The 17683-nt window shown below is 48.6% G+C and carries 19 protein-coding genes; 16 read left to right on the top strand and 3 right to left on the bottom strand.

The window, feature by feature from the left end:
• Positions 1-80 precede the first annotated feature (80 nt).
• Positions 81-2231 carry a HelD family protein gene (locus DCC85_RS16725; protein WP_108466606.1) on the top strand — a complete coding sequence of 717 codons (2151 nt, stop codon included), beginning with the start codon at positions 81-83 and terminating at the stop codon, positions 2229-2231.
• 85 nt (positions 2232-2316) lie between these two features.
• Here the strand turns inward: DCC85_RS16725 and DCC85_RS16720 are convergent, their stop codons facing one another.
• On the bottom strand, positions 2317-2619 hold the full coding sequence (locus tag DCC85_RS16720) for a CD3324 family protein (protein ID WP_108466605.1): 303 nt from the start codon (positions 2617-2619) through the stop codon (positions 2317-2319).
• Between the two features lie 420 nt (positions 2620-3039).
• Here DCC85_RS16720 and DCC85_RS16715 point away from each other — a divergent pair, with 420 nt between their 5' ends.
• The 3 genes from DCC85_RS16715 (at position 3040) to DCC85_RS16705 (ending at position 5819) form a co-directional block, all read left to right on the top strand.
• Positions 3040-3666, top strand: coding sequence for a spore coat protein (locus tag DCC85_RS16715; RefSeq protein ID WP_234414213.1), 627 nt, complete (start codon positions 3040-3042; stop codon positions 3664-3666).
• A gap of 303 nt (positions 3667-3969) precedes the next feature.
• Positions 3970-4419, top strand: coding sequence for an NUDIX hydrolase (locus DCC85_RS16710; RefSeq protein WP_108466603.1), 450 nt, complete (start codon positions 3970-3972; stop codon positions 4417-4419).
• Between the two features lie 89 nt (positions 4420-4508).
• Positions 4509-5819: a replication-associated recombination protein A gene (locus tag DCC85_RS16705; protein ID WP_199909933.1), complete on the top strand. Its 1311-nt coding sequence runs from the start codon at positions 4509-4511 to the stop codon at positions 5817-5819.
• 137 nt (positions 5820-5956) lie between these two features.
• Here DCC85_RS16705 and mnmA read toward each other — a convergent pair whose 3' ends face one another.
• Positions 5957-7090: a tRNA 2-thiouridine(34) synthase MnmA gene (gene mnmA, locus DCC85_RS16700; RefSeq protein ID WP_108466601.1), complete on the bottom strand. Its 1134-nt coding sequence runs from the start codon at positions 7088-7090 to the stop codon at positions 5957-5959.
• 218 nt (positions 7091-7308) lie between these two features.
• On the opposite strand from mnmA, the gene cymR reads away from it, so the two are divergent.
• From cymR to DCC85_RS16675, 5 genes are all read left to right on the top strand, one after another.
• On the top strand, positions 7309-7728 hold the full coding sequence (gene cymR, locus DCC85_RS16695; RefSeq protein WP_108466600.1) for a cysteine metabolism transcriptional regulator CymR: 420 nt from the start codon (positions 7309-7311) through the stop codon (positions 7726-7728).
• A gap of 20 nt (positions 7729-7748) precedes the next feature.
• Positions 7749-8900: a cysteine desulfurase family protein gene (locus tag DCC85_RS16690; RefSeq protein WP_108466599.1), complete on the top strand. Its 1152-nt coding sequence runs from the start codon at positions 7749-7751 to the stop codon at positions 8898-8900.
• Positions 8901-8984: 84 nt separating this feature from the next.
• Positions 8985-9506 (top strand): PRC-barrel domain-containing protein, encoded by a 522-nt coding sequence (locus DCC85_RS16685; protein ID WP_108466598.1) that lies wholly within the window; start codon positions 8985-8987, stop codon positions 9504-9506.
• A 16-nt stretch (positions 9507-9522) separates the two neighbouring features.
• Positions 9523-9732 carry a hypothetical protein gene (locus tag DCC85_RS16680; RefSeq protein WP_199910029.1) on the top strand — a complete coding sequence of 70 codons (210 nt, stop codon included), beginning with the start codon at positions 9523-9525 and terminating at the stop codon, positions 9730-9732.
• A 226-nt stretch (positions 9733-9958) separates the two neighbouring features.
• Positions 9959-11026 carry an AI-2E family transporter gene (locus tag DCC85_RS16675; protein WP_108466597.1) on the top strand — a complete coding sequence of 356 codons (1068 nt, stop codon included), beginning with the start codon at positions 9959-9961 and terminating at the stop codon, positions 11024-11026.
• A 64-nt stretch (positions 11027-11090) separates the two neighbouring features.
• Here the strand turns inward: DCC85_RS16675 and DCC85_RS16670 are convergent, their stop codons facing one another.
• Positions 11091-11288, bottom strand: coding sequence for a hypothetical protein (locus DCC85_RS16670; RefSeq protein WP_108466596.1), 198 nt, complete (start codon positions 11286-11288; stop codon positions 11091-11093).
• Positions 11289-11401: 113 nt separating this feature from the next.
• Between DCC85_RS16670 and alaS the strand changes: the two genes are divergently transcribed.
• From alaS to DCC85_RS16635, 7 genes are all read left to right on the top strand, one after another.
• Positions 11402-14023: an alanine--tRNA ligase gene (gene alaS / locus DCC85_RS16665; RefSeq protein WP_108466595.1), complete on the top strand. Its 2622-nt coding sequence runs from the start codon at positions 11402-11404 to the stop codon at positions 14021-14023.
• 186 nt (positions 14024-14209) lie between these two features.
• Positions 14210-14470: an IreB family regulatory phosphoprotein gene (locus tag DCC85_RS16660; RefSeq protein WP_108466594.1), complete on the top strand. Its 261-nt coding sequence runs from the start codon at positions 14210-14212 to the stop codon at positions 14468-14470.
• 70 nt (positions 14471-14540) lie between these two features.
• On the top strand, positions 14541-14957 hold the full coding sequence (gene ruvX, locus DCC85_RS16655; RefSeq protein ID WP_108466593.1) for a Holliday junction resolvase RuvX: 417 nt from the start codon (positions 14541-14543) through the stop codon (positions 14955-14957).
• Between the two features lie 12 nt (positions 14958-14969).
• On the top strand, positions 14970-15278 hold the full coding sequence (locus tag DCC85_RS16650) for a DUF1292 domain-containing protein (RefSeq protein ID WP_108466592.1): 309 nt from the start codon (positions 14970-14972) through the stop codon (positions 15276-15278).
• On the top strand, positions 15271-15573 hold the full coding sequence (locus tag DCC85_RS16645; protein WP_108466591.1) for a DUF1292 domain-containing protein: 303 nt from the start codon (positions 15271-15273) through the stop codon (positions 15571-15573). The genes DCC85_RS16650 and DCC85_RS16645 overlap by 8 nt, the downstream gene beginning before the upstream one ends.
• A gap of 92 nt (positions 15574-15665) precedes the next feature.
• Positions 15666-16721, top strand: a complete 1056-nt coding sequence (mltG, locus tag DCC85_RS16640) for an endolytic transglycosylase MltG (protein WP_199909932.1) — start codon at positions 15666-15668, stop codon at positions 16719-16721.
• A 14-nt stretch (positions 16722-16735) separates the two neighbouring features.
• Positions 16736-17671: a peptidase U32 family protein gene (locus tag DCC85_RS16635; RefSeq protein ID WP_108466590.1), complete on the top strand. Its 936-nt coding sequence runs from the start codon at positions 16736-16738 to the stop codon at positions 17669-17671.
• Positions 17672-17683 lie beyond the last annotated feature (12 nt).

The raw sequence follows: 17683 nt of genomic DNA, 5'->3' as shown, positions 1-17683 counted from the left end.
GGTATAATGAGATTCCTTTTTGCTTCACAAGTGGAATTAATTGGAGGGAAAAGAGATCGATATCTTAGGAGGTAACTGAAATGGATGATTTTCAAAGTGCCTATCAAGAAGAGAAGGAACGGCTGGATCGCACCTTGAAAACGATTGATGCCGAGCTCCAAAGACTGCAGGGTATTCCTGTCTATACTGGACACAATTACACGGAGCAGGTGCTGGAGGCCGGAAGAGAAACACAGCGCAAACAGCTTGCCCAGTCGCTGCAGGAACCTTATTTTGGAAGGCTTGATTTTGAGGAGAAGGGCGGGCAGAAGGCTCCACTCTATATTGGCAAGGTCGGAGTAGCCGGGGAAGGCCGCCAGCCGATCGTCATTGATTGGCGTGCTCCGGTAGCCAGTTTATTCTACTCCTTTACAGGCGGGGATTCGGCAACTTATGAGGCGCCGGAGGGATTGATCGAAGGATTGGTTTATCTAAAGCGCAACGTTGTCATCCGCAAGCAAATTCTTGAGCGGGTTGTAGATACATACAACAAAGACAATGAAGGGCCAGCCGTCTCTGATGAATTTCTGCTGTACCGGCTTGGGGAGAACAAGGACAACCGGCTGCGGGACATCGTGTCTACAATCCAGGCTGAGCAGGATCAGATTATTCGTGCAGCCAAGAATACGGCCCTTATAATTCAAGGGGTCGCCGGGAGCGGAAAGACTACAGTAGCCTTGCATCGGTTGGCTTATTTGCTGTATCAATATAAAGAACAAATCTCGGCCGAAAAGATGATTATCTTCGCACCGAACCGGATGTTCATCAACTATATTTCGGAAGTCCTCCCTGAACTGGGCGTAGGGGATATTCAGCAGAGCACTTTTAGTGACTGGAGTGCAGCAGTCCTTGAGCTGGGGCATGCGCCAAGCGATGGGCCTGATACTTTAATTCGCTGGTTCGATCAGCCGGATCGGCAAAGTAATCACGATGCTTGGCTGCCTGGGCGCTTCAAGGGCTCTGTATTGTTTCAACAGCTGCTGGAGGATTTTCTCGATCGTCTGTCATCTGTTTGTTTACCAGAGGAGGACTTTTCTCCGTGGGACGGGAAGGTGCTCTCCCGAGCGATGATAAAGCAGTGGTATGAAGAGGAATATAAGCATTATCCGCTGGCGCTGCGTAAAGAAAGAACGCTGGCTCGAATACATCGCTGGGTGGAAATGGAGCAGAAGAAGGCTCCCTCTGCAGCTGTGCTTAAGGAGCGTAAATCAAAGAGCTCTCAGCGGGAGAAGGCCTATGCCAAGAAGTGGCCAGATTTGTCTCCCTTGGCACTTTATAAATTGCTGTTTGGAGCAGGTAAGAGTCAAGGAGCCGTTGTTCCGGATTTAGAGGAGTTAACAGGCAGAATTCCGGAGGCTGTGCTGAAGGAGACGAGAGCTTCCTTGAAGAAGAATCAGCTTCAGGAAGAAGACCTGGCTGCACTGCTGTATTTATTTGCTGGAGTAAATGAGATCAACAGCAAACACCGCTTTGACCATGTAGTGATCGATGAAGCTCAGGACTTCTCACCGCTTCAGATTGCGGTCCTCGATCGGTTTGTGAAGGGACACTCCTTTACAATCTTAGGGGATTTGTCCCAAGGGATTCATTACTACCGCGGAATTAGAACGTGGCGTGAAATGCAGCAGCTGTTTGCTGAGGAGGATACGGGATACTTCGCATTGACAAGAAGCTATCGTTCTACGATGGAGATTATCACCTTTGCCAATGAAATTTTGAAGGAGGGTGTAGGCACCGACCTTCTCGCAGTACCGGTATTTCGCAGTGCAGAGCCGGTAAGGGTTATTTATCACCCTGCGGATCAGCGGGTAGAGACGATCATCAAAGCATTGGATCGGATACTTGAAGGTCCCTATAGGACGGCAGCCTTGCTGACCCGCACCCTTCATGAGGCAGAGGAGCTGTATCAGAAGCTGGCTGCTGCAGGCAGAGAGCTGCATTTGATTGATGGCCGTAAGAGCGAGTATGAAGGCGGGATATCGGTACTGCCCGTATACTTGTCCAAGGGACTTGAATTCGACGCTGTGCTGATGTTAGATACCGATATAGATCACTATCATGCAGAAGATGCTAAGCTGCTATATGTGGGCTGCACACGGGCACTGCATGAACTGTGGCTTCTGCATGGAGGGGGGCTTCCTTCTTACGTAAAAGCCGATGATGCCGAGATTGCAAGCACGGATTGGCCCTAGTTGGCTCTAAGGCGAAGTCAATCGTCTCATAATCGTGCTGCATTGAGATATGCGAAGAGCCGGGGCAGTTAGCCCCGGCTCTTCGTCATGATTGCTGGACCAGAGCCGCCTTCCGGCTGGCACAGCGCATTTTTGTAATAATTTTGCGGATACTGTCTATGGATAAATGGTAGGATCCGGCCAGCTCTTCGGCGGATTGACCCTCCAGATAGGCCTGGTAAATTTCTTGATTGCGCTTGGCAATGGCCTTGCGCGAGCCGCTGATTTCACCCCAAAGTGCCCGTTTCTGGCTCACCTTTGGAATGTAGACAAGCTCACCTTGTATGTAATCCTGGAGCTCCTTCAGCAGTCTAGGGGGAAGCACATCCTTCCCATTTCTGTAATTCACGTTCAACATCCTCCTTAAAGCGTTGTCCGTCCACCGCTACCTTAACGTTAAAGATCAACATTGCCGTGTTCCTCCTTTCAAAATTTAAATTGGATTCCATATCATGGTTATATTATAAATGACTTTATATGCGAAGGGAAATTAAATCATCTTTATTAAAATATAGGGAGGCCAATCGGCCTCCCGTGCTTCGTGGTCTTCGCTTTAAGCGAAGACCACCTCACTATTCACTGAAATCATTTCGATCAGCCCCCTTTCCCAGCTTGTCGTCGGCCCGACATCTATATTAACTCATATTTAGAAGCCAGCTTAAAGTGAAAGAACGGTTATATGAGATTTTTACCCAAACTTTACTTTACATAATGCAGACTGAACAAAGACAACCTAGCCTTTGAAACCCCAAAAATTTGGTCAAGGAAGGTGTTATCTTTGCAATTAGCTGCCCATGAAGCTCTAGAGCTTAATGAACTATTACTTAGCTGTACGAATTCCATTCAATCCATGGCTTTGTTTCTGAATCAGGCGCAGGACCGGGAACTGCATGACATGATTGCTCGCCACTATGCCGTTCATATTCAAGACTACAACATGAAAGTCGAATTTGCCAGTAAGCCCCAAGGCTCTCCAGACCGACTGAATGTGCCTAATCTCCAGAATGTTGGAGGTGCGCCAGCTCCTATGCAGCCTATGCAGCTTTCGCCAGTACAGCCGCAAGTCAAGCTGAATCAGCTTGACGACCGCAGCATTGCCACTTCTTATTTGCTAACTTTGAAACGGGCGGGGCGGGAGTACGCATGGTCTGCATTTGAGTGCTCGACCATACAGCTTCGCATGTTCCTGGAGGATGCCTTCCGGATGTGCTCCCACCAGGCTTACGAGGTTTGGAGCTACATGGCTCGTAAAGGCTGGTATATGGTTAGCGCGGCGCCTCAGCCAACCCTTCAGGGAATGGGCAGTATGTATCGAGAAGTGCCGTACCATCAGCCGATGGATACTTACAAGCCGCCGATGGATAATTATTACCGCCACCGGGGCGGATATGAATAATATACAGTTCAAGAAAGGACAGCTTGAGGCCGCGGGTGGCCTCGAGCTTTTTTTGATTATAAAATGATATAGATTGAACTAAAGTTTTACATTGATCTTTCTAATTTTGCGGCCTAATACGGCCCGATAACATTCATTTCTTTAGTTCATTCTATATAGTTGAATTGTTTGCTTTAAAAACAAGTAGCTGTAACATTGTCAGGCCTGTTCCCGTTATTAAGGCAGCATGGAGAAACTAAGCTCACCAAACTCTGCCGAATGACCTGCTCTTTCTGGACTATAATTGAAAAAGGGGTTTTAGTAATGGGTTACATCATGGAACTGAGAAAGCTAGTTGGTTCAAGGCCACTGATTATGACAGGAGCATGTGTTCTATTGTGTAGCCACCAACGCCTCTTGTTACAGCGTAGAACCGATAACGGTTTATGGGGATTGCCTGGGGGTTCGATGGAGCCTGGCGAAACGTTAGAAGAGGTTGCAATAAGGGAACTTCTTGAGGAGACAGGGTTAAAAGCCAAAAGTCTTGAACTGTTTCATATATTCTCCGGACAAGAGCTATATTACAAATATCCTCACGGTGATGAGGTGTATAATGTCGTAACTGCTTATGTATGCACGGCTTATGATGGAATTCCAAAAGTAGATGGAGACGAAGTACAAGAATTGCGTTTTTTTAGTTATAGTGAAATTCCTATGGAGTTGTCTCCGCCAGACAAACCAGTCATTGATAAATTCCTCGAACGCGTCTTTTAGTGTAGTTATGATAAAATGGAGAGAGTGATGATTTTTAGCTACAATACCGGCGTGACTGGTAGATCTATCTATTGGGGAAGTGAATGGAATTGGACTTATTCTCATATCAGCAAGACAATGATCCAGGCATGCGTCTGCTTGCCGACCGCATGCGCCCTGCTACGCTGGATGAATATATAGGGCAAGAACAGATTGTCGGTCCAGGGAAGCTGCTGCGGAGAGCAATTGAAGCCGACCAGGTGTCTTCCATCTTGTTATACGGCCCTCCTGGGTGCGGCAAGACGACTTTGGCTCATATTATTTCTCGCCATACTCAGGGCGAGTTTGTACGTCTGAATGCGGTGGATGCCTCGGTCAAAGATGTACGTGAGGTGATTGAGAAGGCGCAGAACGATAAGGCGCTGTATGGAACCAAGACGATCCTGTTTCTAGACGAAGTTCATCGCTTCAACAGTTCTCGGCAGGATGCGCTCCTGCCAGCTGTAGAGAAGGGCACGATTATCTTCATCGGCGCTACGACAGAGAACCCGTTCCATTATGTGAACGGGGCCTTAATGAGCCGCTCAACCTTATTCCAGCTCCAGCCGCTGACGAGGGAGCATTCGCTGATGGCGATGCGCCGCGCCTTGGCTGATAAGGAGAGAGGCTTGGGCTACATAGCGCTCGAAGTCAGCGAAGAGGCGCTGGACCATATCGCGGGCATGGCGAATGGTGACATACGCCGCGCGCTGAATGCGCTGGAGCTCGCGGCCCTGACCACGCCGCCTCAGGAGGACGGCACCGTGCATGTCACACTGGAGGTCGCCGAGGAATCGATTCGGCGCCCTACGGTGCGGGCGGACGAGTCAACACAGTATGACGTCCTGTCCGCCTTCCATAAGAGCATCCGCGGCTCTAGCGACGCCGCGCTCTTCTGGTTCTTATATGCCGTCGAGAAGCTCGGCATGGACCCGATGGTGTTCCTGCGCAGACTCATTGCGGCCAGCAGCGAGGACATCGGCCTTGCGAATCCGCAGGCCATGGTTCAGGCGGTAAGCGCCTTGGAGGCATACCGCAACAATGGCTGGCCCGAAGCAAAGCTAAATATTGCCCAGGCTATTTTATTTGCGGTGGAGAGTCCTAAGTCTAATGCAGTCTATACCGCGATCTCTAAAGCGATGAATGCCATGGAATGGATGAAGTCCGCAGAGGTCCCGCTCCATCTGCGGGATACTCATTACAAAGGGGCGACCAAGCTGGGGCATGAGGGGTATAAATACCCGCATGATTACCCGGGTCATTATGTGCAGCAGGAGTACTTGCCTCCCGAGCTTAAGGATAGAGTATTCTATGAAGCAACTGAGCAGGGAAATGAGAGCAAGATTCGGCATAATCAGGAGCTGCGCAGAAGACAGAAGTGAAGTCTGTAGTTTAAGCAGGTTCTAGAAGTTCGTTTTTGTCGAGAGATGAATAACCATAAAAAAGAACCTTTAACTTCACTGTCAGTAGAGTTAAAGGTTCTTTAGCATATCTAAATATGAAGTAAAAATAAGTTGGCTTAGCGGCTTGCGTTAAGCTCCGGATAAGGCAGCTTCTCTACAACATCAATCGTTCCTCCGCCAAGGCAAACATCTCCATCATAGAAGACGACCGCTTGCCCTGGGGTGACTGCCTTCTGGTGCTCGTCAAAGATCACATGGGCTGTACCATCTTCGCGGAAATGCACGGTTACGCCTTGATCCGGTTGACGGTAGCGAAACTTGGCAGTGCATTTAAAAGGCTCCTGCGGAACAGAGGCTTCGCCGGCAATCCAGTTTAAGCCGGATGCAATCAGTCCTGTGGAGTACAGGCTTGGATGCTTGTCCCCTTGAACGACATACAGAATGTTATGTTCGAGATCTTTCTCGGCAACAAACCATGGCTCGCCGTTGCCGGAGCCGCCAATGCCGAGACCTTGGCGCTGGCCCAGCGTGTAGTACATAAGCCCGTCGTGACGGCCTTTGACTTCACCGGTTGCAATATCGACCATATCTCCAGATTTGGCTGGAAGATAGTGACTTAAAAATTCGCGGAAATTGCGTTCGCCGATGAAGCATACGCCGGTGCTATCTTTCTTCTTAGCTGTATACAGCCCGGCTTCTTCGGCCAGACGGCGAACTTCCGGCTTTGGCAGATGACCGATCGGGAACATGGCCTTGGACAGCTGCTCCTGATTCAGCGCATTAAGGAAGTAAGTCTGATCCTTATTGCCGTCTACCCCGCGCAGCAGCTTGAATTGGCCCTCTTCCTCAACAACGCGGGCATAATGCCCTGTTGCAACATAGTCGGCCCCAAGATCAAGCGCTTTGTTAAGGAATTCTCCAAATTTAATTTCACGGTTACACATGACATCTGGATTTGGAGTGCGCCCACGCTTATATTCGTCCAGGAAATAGGAGAATACTTTATCGTAATATTCTTTCTCAAAGTTAACGGTATAGTAAGGGATGCCGATTTGCTCACATACACGGCGTACATCTTCTGCGTCCTGCTCTGCGGTGCAGTAGCCAAGCTCGTCCGTATCATCCCAGTTCTTCATGAAAATTCCGATAACGTCATACCCCTGCCGTTTGAGCAGAAGTGCCGTCACCGAGGAATCTACGCCTCCGGACATCCCGACGACGATCCGCGTATTAGAAGGATTTGCTGGCATGGTATCACTCCTTTAGGCTGTAGGCCTTAATAATGGTGGTTTGTGTCCATTGTTGTTTATGCGCGATCAGATATGTTACCATAGACAGGATAACTGATCGGAATACAACAATATATCCGATGGATTTCTTGGATATTTATATGTTCCGTTACATCTTAGTGTAACTGTTAAAGTTCTATTATATAAAGATTATTTAGAAAATGAAAGAGGTGCCTTGCTTGAAGATTTCAACTAAAGGACGTTATGGATTAACCATCATGATGGAGCTCGCCGCAAGATTTGGTGAAGGTCCGACTTCACTGAAGAGCATTGCTGAGAAGAATCAGCTCTCAGAGCATTATCTGGAGCAGCTGATCGCCCCGCTGCGCAATGCTGGTCTTGTTAAGAGTGTGCGTGGCGCCTATGGCGGTTATATTCTGTCCCGTGAGGCAAATGAGATTACGGCGGGGGATATTATTCGTGTCCTAGAGGGCCCGATTTCGCCAGTGGACTTCACAGAAGAAGATGATCCGGCCAAGCGTGACCTGTGGATGCGCATACGGGATAGCATTGCAGGTGTTCTGGATTCCACCACGCTCGAGAATTTGATTAACTACGAAGATCAAGAGACCCCAGATAACTTCATGTTCTATATATAATTGAAGGAGCCTTATACAAAATGAGAAGCGTATATTTGGATCATGCCGCTTCAACCCCAGTCCATCCAGAGGCGATGGAGGCTATGCTTCGCGTGATGCGTGGGCAGGTCGGCAATGCCTCAAGTATTCATGCGTTTGGCCGGGAAGCGAAGCGGACGGTTAATGCGGCACGGGATACGTTAGCAGCCGCGCTTGGATGTGGGCCTGATGAGCTCGTCTTTACAGCAGGAGGAACGGAGAGCGATAATTTGGCGTTATTCGGAGCAGCCGCCGCCAGATCGCATAAAGGTCGGCACATTATCACCACAGCGATTGAGCATCACGCCGTGCTTCATACCTGCCAGAAGCTGGAGGATAACGGCTATCAGGTAACTTATCTCCCTGTGGATACCTATGGACAAGTTCATCCAGAGCAAGTTGCGGAAGCGATTACGCCGGAGACCATTTTAATAAGTGTGATGTATGGGAATAATGAAGTCGGAACGCTTCAGCCGATTGAGCAGATTGGAAACCTGGCTAGAGAGCGCGGAATTCTGTTTCACGTGGACGCTGTACAGGCTTTTGGTGCTGTGCCTTTCAAGGTGAAGGATCTACCCGTGGACCTGCTGAGCGTTTCTTCTCATAAGATTAATGGGCCACAAGGCGTTGGCGCATTATTTGTCCGGCGCGGCATTTCCATTGAACCGCTGCTGTTTGGAGGCCTTCAGGAACGCAAGCGGCGTGCGGGAACAGAGAATATGGCCGGTTTGGCAGGGTTCGCCAAAGCTGCAGAAATTGCGAGCTGCAAAACCGTTAAGCGTCGAGATAGTGAAGAAGAGCTGCGGAAGGAGCTGATCGCAGCGCTCGAGCGAGAAATTGGTACGGAGCGGTTCCGAATCAACGGACATCCTACCGAGCATCTGCCGCATATCCTGAATGTCAGCTTTCCGGAATGCGGAACAGAGACGATGCTGATGAATTTGGACATGGAAGGAATTGCGGTTGCCAGCGGCTCGGCATGCACCTCCGGCTCGCTCGAGCCGTCTCATGTGCTGGAAGCGATGCATTTGCCTGAAAATGTTCTGCGTTCCGCGATTCGATTTAGCTTTGGTTTGGGTAATACTAGGGAAGATATGACCTATTGTGCAGAAAAAGTTGGAACCATATTGAACCGTCTTCGTAATAGAAGATAGGGCTGTTCTTTAGCTTGACTTCTAAGTTGCCGAAAGAGGAGATGGGTGAATCAGGCCAGAAGCCGACAGAGGAGGTCCCGCGCCATGAAACTTCAGGAAATGCTCGGTTTGTCCGTATTTGATGTGGAGGATGGCAAAGAGATCGGGAAGGTCCTCGATTTCATGATCAGTGAGGATTGGAAGATACTCGGTGTTATTCTGGAAGGCAAGAGCATATTTTCCCCGCATTATAAAGCGGTGTTGTGGGAAGACATCTCAGCCTATGGCGAAGATGCCGTTATGATTCGTAATCAACAGGCTGTCCGGAAGATGGAAGCCGAGAATATACAAACCACCTTCGCGCTTGGAGATGGGAAGGTCAAAGAGCTGTCTGTTCTGACAAGTGACGGGGTTATGATTGGTCATGTCAGTGATGTTTATTTTGACCATGAATTGGGAAATACAATAACAGGTCTTGAAATCAGTGATGGCTTTATTTCGGATCTGGTAGAGGGGCGGAGATGGCTGCCTTTTACACCGGAGATCACGAAGGGCGAGAATGCCATTATGGTTCCTCCGCTCAGTGAGGAGCGGCTGGAGAAGACCATTAACTCTGCGAACGGATAGGTGTGATTATATGATGATGAAGTGTCCAAACTGCAATTCCAAGGATATCGGAAAGATTGGCTCCCATCAATTTTATTGCTGGGGCTGCTTTATTGAATTGACAGTGAATGGAGAGAAGATGTCTGTTTACCAAGTGGAAGAGGACGGTACGCTAAGTTCGCTTGACGATCTGTTCTTCGGCGAGGAAATGGCTCAAGACTTTCCACAGCTTCATGCTTCCTCGTAAGGACCGGCTCTCCTCATACATAAAGCGCTTTTCTAGAGGAAGACAGAGTTTGGTTTCATATGAGTTCAGCTGCTAATTTTAGCGGACAGGAATCTGTTTTAGGATTCTGTCCGCTTTTTTGTATGTTTGATGTTTGGATTTTGCCAAAGTACGATTTTTGGTTATTTTCTATCCCCTGAGCATATACTGACAGTAAAGCCAGTCCACATGCGGGGAGGAAATAGATGTGGAGCCGTTATACAAAAGCAAAATATTTCGTTATGGATGCTGGCTGCTTATGGCTTTGGTAATTTTATATTTTATATGGCTGCTCAGACCTATGTTTAGTCTCGTTTATGGTTTTCTGAAGGCGGTGCTAGCTCCGTTCATCATTGCAATGATCATTTCTTATGTGCTTAACCCGATTGTAAGAATGCTGGGAAGCCGGAAGGTTCCAAGGACCATTGCAGTGCTGCTCATTTACGCCGTGTTTTTGACAAGCCTGACCGTAGTGCTGATGAATATGATCCCTATGTTTATGGAGCAGCTTGCTGAACTCGGAGAGCATCTTCCGGAGCTGACTTTACATACACAGCAAATTATGAACCGATGGGATAACACGATGCTTCCTCAGGGTGTAAGAATGGGGATGAATAATTGGTTCTATCAATTTGAGCAAAAGCTTGCCGGTGGGATTTCGGATTTTATGAACCATATAGGAACCACGATCGGTGTGGTTTTTAATGCGTTCATCGTGCCCTTTCTTATCTTTTATATGCTGAAGGATTTTGAGGTGTTTGAACGTCTGATTTTGAAATGCCTTCCTAAGGCGCATCGTAAGTCTATTGTTACGCTAATCAAGGATATTGACGAGGCACTTGGGAATTATGTGCGGGGCCAGCTTCTGGTATGTGTCATAATCGGAGTGCTGGCGTATGCCGGCTATATGATTATTGGCATGCCTTATGCGCTGCTCTTTGCCAGCGTGGTGGCGCTTTGCAACGTCATTCCTTACCTGGGGCCATTTCTTGGAGCCGCACCTGCCGTAGTCGTGGCCTCGACGATTTCGTGGAAAATGGTGCTGATGGTCGTGTTGGTCAATACCGTATGTCAGGTGTTAGAGAGCAATGTGATCTCTCCGCAGGTTGTGGGACGGACGCTGCACCTTCATCCGATGCTCATTATTTTCGCGCTCCTGGTGGGAGGGCAGCTGGGAGGCATTCCGGGCCTCATTTTGGCCGTTCCCTTGTTTGCTGTTCTGAAGGTTATCTTCCAGCACTTCTATGCCTATTACATCCGGCGTAAGACGATCTAAAACCGGATTGACAGGCGATGTGGCAAGCTTATATACTGAGTATTGAACTGTGTGTTTTTGTAGATTAATAGTTAAAATCAATGATGAAATCAAGTACGTCTTGGCTATTTCCCAGAGAACGGTTCCTTCGCAGATCCTGCTGCGTCGGCTGGAAGAACCGCAAATTAAAGCCCTGGCCGAAAGCTAATTTCAGAGTGCGGGTCTGTTCCGCCGGCTGGTCCCCGTTACAGAACCGATATAAGGCGATCTTCCGCTTCGTCACAGTGCTCTAGGGCACGGTCATTGGAAGGTAACCAGGGTGGTACCGCGAGACAATCGTCCCTGTAGTTCAGGGGCGTTTTTTCTATTTTTACATTTTTGGGAGGATACAAGATCATGAAATCAAGTGAGATTCGCTCCAAATGGCTTCAATTTTTTGCAAGCAAGGGGCATAACATTGAACCGAGTGCTTCGCTCGTTCCCCACAACGATCCGTCCTTGCTCTGGATTAATGCAGGGATGGCGCCGCTGAAGCCTTATTTTGACGGGCGTGTGAAGCCGGAGAACCCGCGAATTGCCAATTCTCAGAAGTGTATCCGAACGAACGATATTGAGAATGTAGGCAAAACTAGACGGCACCATACCTTTTTTGAAATGATGGGTAATTTTTCAATTGGAGATTACTTCAAGGAAGAGACCATTACGTGGGCATGGGAGTTCCTCACAGGGAAAGACTGGATCGGATTCGATCCGGAGCGTCTGTCCGTAACTGTATATCCTGAGGATGCAGAAGCGTACAAGCTGTGGAACGAGAAGATCGGTATTCCACCAGAGCGCATTATTAAGCTTGAGGATAATTTCTGGGATATTGGCGAAGGCCCATGCGGACCTTGTACAGAAATTTTCTATGACCGTGGAGAAGCCTACGGCAATGATCTGTCTGATCCTGAAATGTATCCCGGCGGTGAGAATGAGCGCTGGCTTGAAGTGTGGAACCTTGTGTTCTCCCAATTCAATCATAATAAGGACGGCAGCTATACTCCGCTTCCTAACAAGAATATCGATACAGGAGCGGGACTTGAGCGCTTTGCCTCCATTTTGCAGAACGTAGATTCAAACTTTGATACCGACTTGTTCCAACCGATTATTGCCAAGACGGCTAAGATCGCAAAAGTGACTTATGGCGTGAACAAGGAGCATGACGTAGCCCTGAAAGTTATAGCGGACCACATCCGTACAGTAGCATTTGCAGTGGCTGACGGTGTCCTTCCATCCAACGAAGGCCGTGGCTATGTTATTCGCCGCCTGCTGCGCCGGGCTGTGCGTTACGGCAAAATGATCGGGCTGGACCGTCCATTTATGTTCTCTCTAGTGGAGACTGTAGGTGAAATTATGGGCAGCTACTATACCGATATCGTAACCAAGCGTGAATTCATCGAGAAGGTCGTTCGCGGTGAAGAGGAGCGCTTCCATGAGACGCTCAGCGATGGTCTAGCTATATTGGAGCAGGTATCCAAAGAAGCGAAAGAAGCCGGACGCACTGTGATTGCAGGTGCAGACGCGTTCAAGCTTTACGATACCTACGGATTCCCGCTGGACCTGACGGAAGATTACGCCCTGGAGCACGGACTGACCGTAGACCGCGAAGGGTTCGAAGCATCCATGCAAAAACAGCGCGACCAAGCTAGAGCGGCTTCCCACACAGGAGGAAGCATGAAGATTCAGGGTGGGGTGCTGTCTGATTTTACGACTAAAACTGAATTCGTTGGTTATAATGAGCTTGTTGCCTCAACGAAAATCTTGGCGATTATTGTAGATGATGCCTTCGTAGATACTTTGTCTGAAGGTCAAACGGGGCAAATTATTCTTCAGTCAACCCCGTTCTATGCCGAGAGCGGCGGACAGGTGAGCGACCAAGGCCAGCTGCGTTCAGAGAGCGGGGCAGCTGAAGTTGAGGGCTTGTTCAAAGCTCCTCATGGCCAGCATGTACATGAAGTGAAGGTCACAGCAGGTGAGCTTCGGACCGGGACGGAAGTACGTGCAGAAGTAGACCGCGCTAAGCGGGCTGATATCGTGAAGAACCATACGGCAACCCACCTGCTTCATAAGGCGCTTAAAGAAGTGCTTGGCGAGCATGTTAACCAAGCAGGCTCTCTGGTAGAGCCGCAGCGTCTACGGTTTGACTTCTCTCATCTGGGCAGCATTACCCCTGAGGAGCTGACAGAGATTGAACGCCGTGTAAATGAGCAGATTTGGAACAGTTTGAACGTAGTAATTGAGCTTAAGCCGATTGATGAAGCTAAGGCTATGGGAGCTATGGCTTTGTTCGGAGAAAAATATGGGGATATCGTACGCGTTGTGCAAGTCGGCGGGTATAGCCTTGAATTGTGCGGCGGATGCCATGTTCAGAACACGTCTGAAATTGGGCTGTTCAAGCTGGTGAGTGAGAGCGGCATCGGTTCTGGGGTACGCCGGATCGAGGCTGTGACAGGGCGCAACGCCTACGAATTTATTGACCAGCAGCTTGAGCTGTTAAAACAGGCTGCGTCTGCACTGAAGACCAACCTCAGCGAGGTCCCTAAGCGAATTGAAGGGCTGCATCAGCAGATCAAGGAGCTGTCTCGAGACAATGAATCTTTGCAAGGCAAACTGAGTGCAATCGAAGCCGGTGAACTGACAAGCCAGGTACAGGCGGTTGGCGAGAGCAAGCTTCTGGCTGCACGGGTGGCCGCAGGAAGCATGGATGCCTTGCGTACGCTGGCGGACGAGCTTAAAACGAAGCTGCCGGATGCTGTGCTTGTGCTGGGCGCAGAGATGGAAGGCAAAGTGAACTTTGTCGTGGTTGTTCCACAGGCAGATGTAAAACGCGGACTGCATGCAGGTAAGCTGGTGAAAGAAATTGCCGCAGTATGCGGGGGCGGCGGCGGTGGCCGTCCGGATATGGCTCAAGCGGGCGGTAAAGACGCTTCCAAATTGGATGAGGCACTCCAGCTGGCTCGTCAGCTGATTGAAGGCTAAATTCAGTTTATTTCTTGAGGAAGACCTGGTTAGGGATATTTTTAGCAGGTTATTATTTCCTTATAGAACCCTGTCTATGGTATAGTAGGAGTATATAGGCTTTCTTATCAGCATTGATTAGTCAGCTTGTCATAAACTGCTCTATCGGCAATGCAACCGTTATGTTTGAAGAAGCGAGGTGGCATTATGGACTCCATGGATAAGACCGTCAAATTTAATGTGAAGGCTGATGAACAGGAAGCTTCTGCAGAGGAAATTCTCCTCACCGTGTATGAGGCCCTGAGAGAGAAAGAGTATAATCCGATTAATCAAATTGTCGGTTATTTACTGTCGGGGGATCCGGCATATATACCGAGACACAACAATGCCAGAAGTCTGGTCCGGAAGAAAGAGCGCGATGAACTGATCGAGGAACTGGTGAGATACTACTTGGCAAATCACCGGTAGAGGAACAATTGCCGTTATAGGCTGTGTAATTCAGCTATGAAGCAAAGACAAGTTTGACAGGAGTTAGCTAATGAAAATTATGGGACTCGATTATGGGGACCGCAGGATCGGAGTTGCCGTCAGTGACGCTCTGGGCTGGACCGCGCAAGGCGTTGAGACAATCGAGCGCCGGCGGGACGAATCTGAGCTGTTGCGAATTGCTGAATTGGTGCAGGAACACAATATTGAAGAGATTATTGTTGGACTTCCCAAGAACATGAATGGTACGATCGGTCCCCGCGGTGAAATCTGCATGGAATTTGCAGAGAAGCTGAAATTGCAGCTGAATCTGCCTGTTCATCTATGGGATGAACGGCTGACAACAGTTTCAGCACATCGCACGCTGCTGGAGGCTGATGTAAGCCGTAAGAAGCGCAAACAGGTCGTAGATAAGATGGCGGCGATCTTCATTTTACAGAATTATTTGGACTCTAAGAGTAAAAGGTGAGGGTGATGGCAAATGGCGAAGGAGATTATCGGCAATCAGGAAGAACCGGAAATCATCTATATCCCTGATGAAGAAGGGACCGAGGAAGAGTTCGAAGTCATCATGAAATTTGAGGTTGACGGCTCTGATGCGAAATATATGATGGTCGTACCGCTCGATTCAGAGGATGAAGAGAGTGAAGAGGTGTATGCTTTTCGGTATGAGGAAGACGGAGAAGATCTGAAGCTGTACACGATTGAAAGTGATGAAGAGTGGGAAATTGTCGAGGAGACCTTTAATACTCTTCTGGATGAGTTCGGTGGAGATCCCGAGCATGACTGAGTTCTCTGCTGCTGAGGTTGTATGGAGTCATAGAATCCAGGAAGCGTTTGGCCCGATCGTGGAGCTTCAAGATGAGAAGGGTAAAGCCTCTTATTATCGTGTTGAGAAGGAATTCGATGTTGCCGGCAGATCCTACGCCGTTCTGCGCCTAGATTCAGCAGGTGCTCAAACTGAGCCGCAGATCCTTAAGATCATCACCTCTCCGGAGGGAACGCTGTCTTTGGAGACCATTGACGATGATGATGAATGGGAAGATGTTAATGAGTTGTATGACGAATTAACATTTCCTGAGTAGTAGACTTGTGAAGAGGGCTACTCTATAGAGAATTAGCTGAGAAGGGCGGAGGAGCTTCCGCTCTTTTTGGCTGTTAAGGGGTTGAACAATTCTTGAGCAAAAGACGCAATCGCCGATGGCTGGCCGTTTTGATTACATTGCTGGTCATCGCAGGAGGAATTATAGGATACACTTATGTCAACCTTCAGCCGGTGAAGCCATCGGATGAGAAAGTAAAGTTTACGATTGAGCCGGGAACAGGAACGTCTGGCATTGCGGATTTGTTAGAAGACAAAGGCTTGATTCGTAATGCACTGTTGTTCAAAGGATATTTGAAGCTGAAGAGTGAAGGGGGACACTTCCAGGCTGGCGTATATGAACTGAATCCTGGCATGACTTACCAAGAAATTATTCAAAAGCTTAATAAGGGTGATGTGGTTAAGGATGAGATGGTGCGTTTCACGATTCCTGAAGGCTACACTGTCAAGCAGATGGCAGAGAAGCTCTCTGCTGAGGGGATTGTAAATGCGGATGAATTTCTTAAGCTCGCTAAGAACCCTACCGGGATTCAAAGTGGACTGCTTAGCTCCATTCCACAGGACAGCAAAGTTATGTACCGGCTGGAGGGATATTTATTCCCGGAAACTTATGAGCTGAAGAAAGGCAGTACGGCAAGCGACATTATTGCACGAATGCTGGATGAGACCGAGAAGAAGCTTAGCACGATTCCTGACTACCAAGCAAAGCTAAAGCGGCAGGGGCTATCTTTGAATGAGCTGATGACTGTAGCTTCATTAGTGGAACGGGAAGTAGTTGTTGATCAGGAAAGGCCTTTGGTTGCTGGAGTTATTTATAATCGGATTAAGCAGGATATGAAGCTGGAGATTGATGCGACGGTTCAATATTTGCTTGAGAAGCCCAAAGAGAGGCTTTTAAATTCGGATCTTCGCAAGGTGGATAGTCCATATAATTCTTATTTATACAAGGGACTACCGCCCGGACCTATAGCCAGCCCCAGCTTGAAGTCCATTGAGGCAGCTCTTACGCCTGAAAGCTCTGATTATTTGTTCTACGTTACTAAGAAGGATGGCAGCCAGGAGCACCTGTTTGCCCGGACATTTGCCGAGCATGAGGCAAATATTAAGAAAAGCAAGGCTTCGGCCAAATAGACAGAGGTGTGAATATGGAAGGATACAAACCGGAGCTAATCGCTCCTGCGGGATCTCTTGCAGAGGTAGAAGCTTATATTTCTGCCGGAGCCACTGCGGTTTTAATCGGTGAAGATTTGTATGGTATGCGTCTCCCTGGAGAGCTGAAAGGAGACGAGCTTGTTCAGGCAGTGAATATCGCGCACAACCAGGGCGTCAAGGTAGTGGTGAGTGTAAACAACTTGATGAGCAATGAATTGCTGAAGGGTCTTCCAGCTTATCTGAGAAGTCTGGAAGAAGCGGGTGTTGATGCAATTGAGTTCGGAGACCCTGCGGTGCTTAGCATCGCCAAGGAGGATGCTCCCAGCTTAAAGCTGCACTGGAACGCGGAGATGACCTCCACCAACTATGCAACAGCTAATTACTGGGGACGCAAAGGCGCTTCGCGGGTGGTGCTGGCCCGTGAGCTCAACATGGATGAAATTGTTGGCATGATGCCGCACCTGGAGATTGAGGCGCAGGCACAAATTCATGGCATGACGAATATCTACCATTCGAAGCGGCGCCTTGTAGCAAGCTATATGCTGCATCAGGGCCGGCCCGTCGAGGGAGAGGATTTGGGGCTTCATAGAGGATTGTTTCTCATCGAAGAAGAACGTAAGGAAGAGAAATTTCCAATCTATGAAGATATAAATGGTACGCACATCATGAGCTCGGATGATATATGCATCATAGAGGATTTACATCTCATGCTGGAAGCTGGAGTTCAAAGCTTCAAGATCGAAACGTTGTTGAAGCCTGCAGCTTATAATGTGGCAGCCATTAAAGCGTATCGGCAGGCGATGGATAGCTATGTCGAAGCGCCCGAAGCGTATCAATATGATGAGGCTTGGCTGGAAGAGGTACGGCGACTTCAAGATCCTGAGCGTGAGCTCTCGTTTGGCTTTTTCTATAAAGAGCAAGTGTTTTAAGAACTCTTAAAA

The organism is Paenibacillus sp. CAA11, assembly GCF_003060825.1.
Classification (GTDB): Bacteria; Bacillota; Bacilli; order Paenibacillales; family Paenibacillaceae; genus Fontibacillus.
Note: the sequence above shows the minus strand (reverse complement) of the source record. Positions and strands in the feature narration are given on the sequence as shown.

Excerpts from the sequence above, each read along its gene's own strand:
- DCC85_RS16725 (WP_108466606.1), top strand. The coding sequence starts at position 81 with ATGGATGATTTTCAAAGTGCCTATCAAGAAGAGAAGGAACGGCTGGAT.
- DCC85_RS16710 (WP_108466603.1), top strand. The coding sequence starts at position 3,970 with ATGGGTTACATCATGGAACTGAGAAAGCTAGTTGGTTCAAGGCCACTG.
- mnmA (WP_108466601.1), bottom strand. The coding sequence starts at position 7,090 with ATGCCAGCAAATCCTTCTAATACGCGGATCGTCGTCGGGATGTCCGGA.
- DCC85_RS16690 (WP_108466599.1), top strand. The coding sequence starts at position 7,749 with ATGAGAAGCGTATATTTGGATCATGCCGCTTCAACCCCAGTCCATCCA.
- DCC85_RS16685 (WP_108466598.1), top strand. The coding sequence starts at position 8,985 with ATGAAACTTCAGGAAATGCTCGGTTTGTCCGTATTTGATGTGGAGGAT.
- DCC85_RS16680 (WP_199910029.1), top strand. The coding sequence starts at position 9,523 with ATGAAGTGTCCAAACTGCAATTCCAAGGATATCGGAAAGATTGGCTCC.
- alaS (WP_108466595.1), top strand. The coding sequence starts at position 11,402 with ATGAAATCAAGTGAGATTCGCTCCAAATGGCTTCAATTTTTTGCAAGC.
- DCC85_RS16660 (WP_108466594.1), top strand. The coding sequence starts at position 14,210 with ATGGACTCCATGGATAAGACCGTCAAATTTAATGTGAAGGCTGATGAA.
- ruvX (WP_108466593.1), top strand. The coding sequence starts at position 14,541 with ATGAAAATTATGGGACTCGATTATGGGGACCGCAGGATCGGAGTTGCC.
- DCC85_RS16650 (WP_108466592.1), top strand. The coding sequence starts at position 14,970 with ATGGCGAAGGAGATTATCGGCAATCAGGAAGAACCGGAAATCATCTAT.
- DCC85_RS16645 (WP_108466591.1), top strand. The coding sequence starts at position 15,271 with ATGACTGAGTTCTCTGCTGCTGAGGTTGTATGGAGTCATAGAATCCAG.
- DCC85_RS16635 (WP_108466590.1), top strand. The coding sequence starts at position 16,736 with ATGGAAGGATACAAACCGGAGCTAATCGCTCCTGCGGGATCTCTTGCA.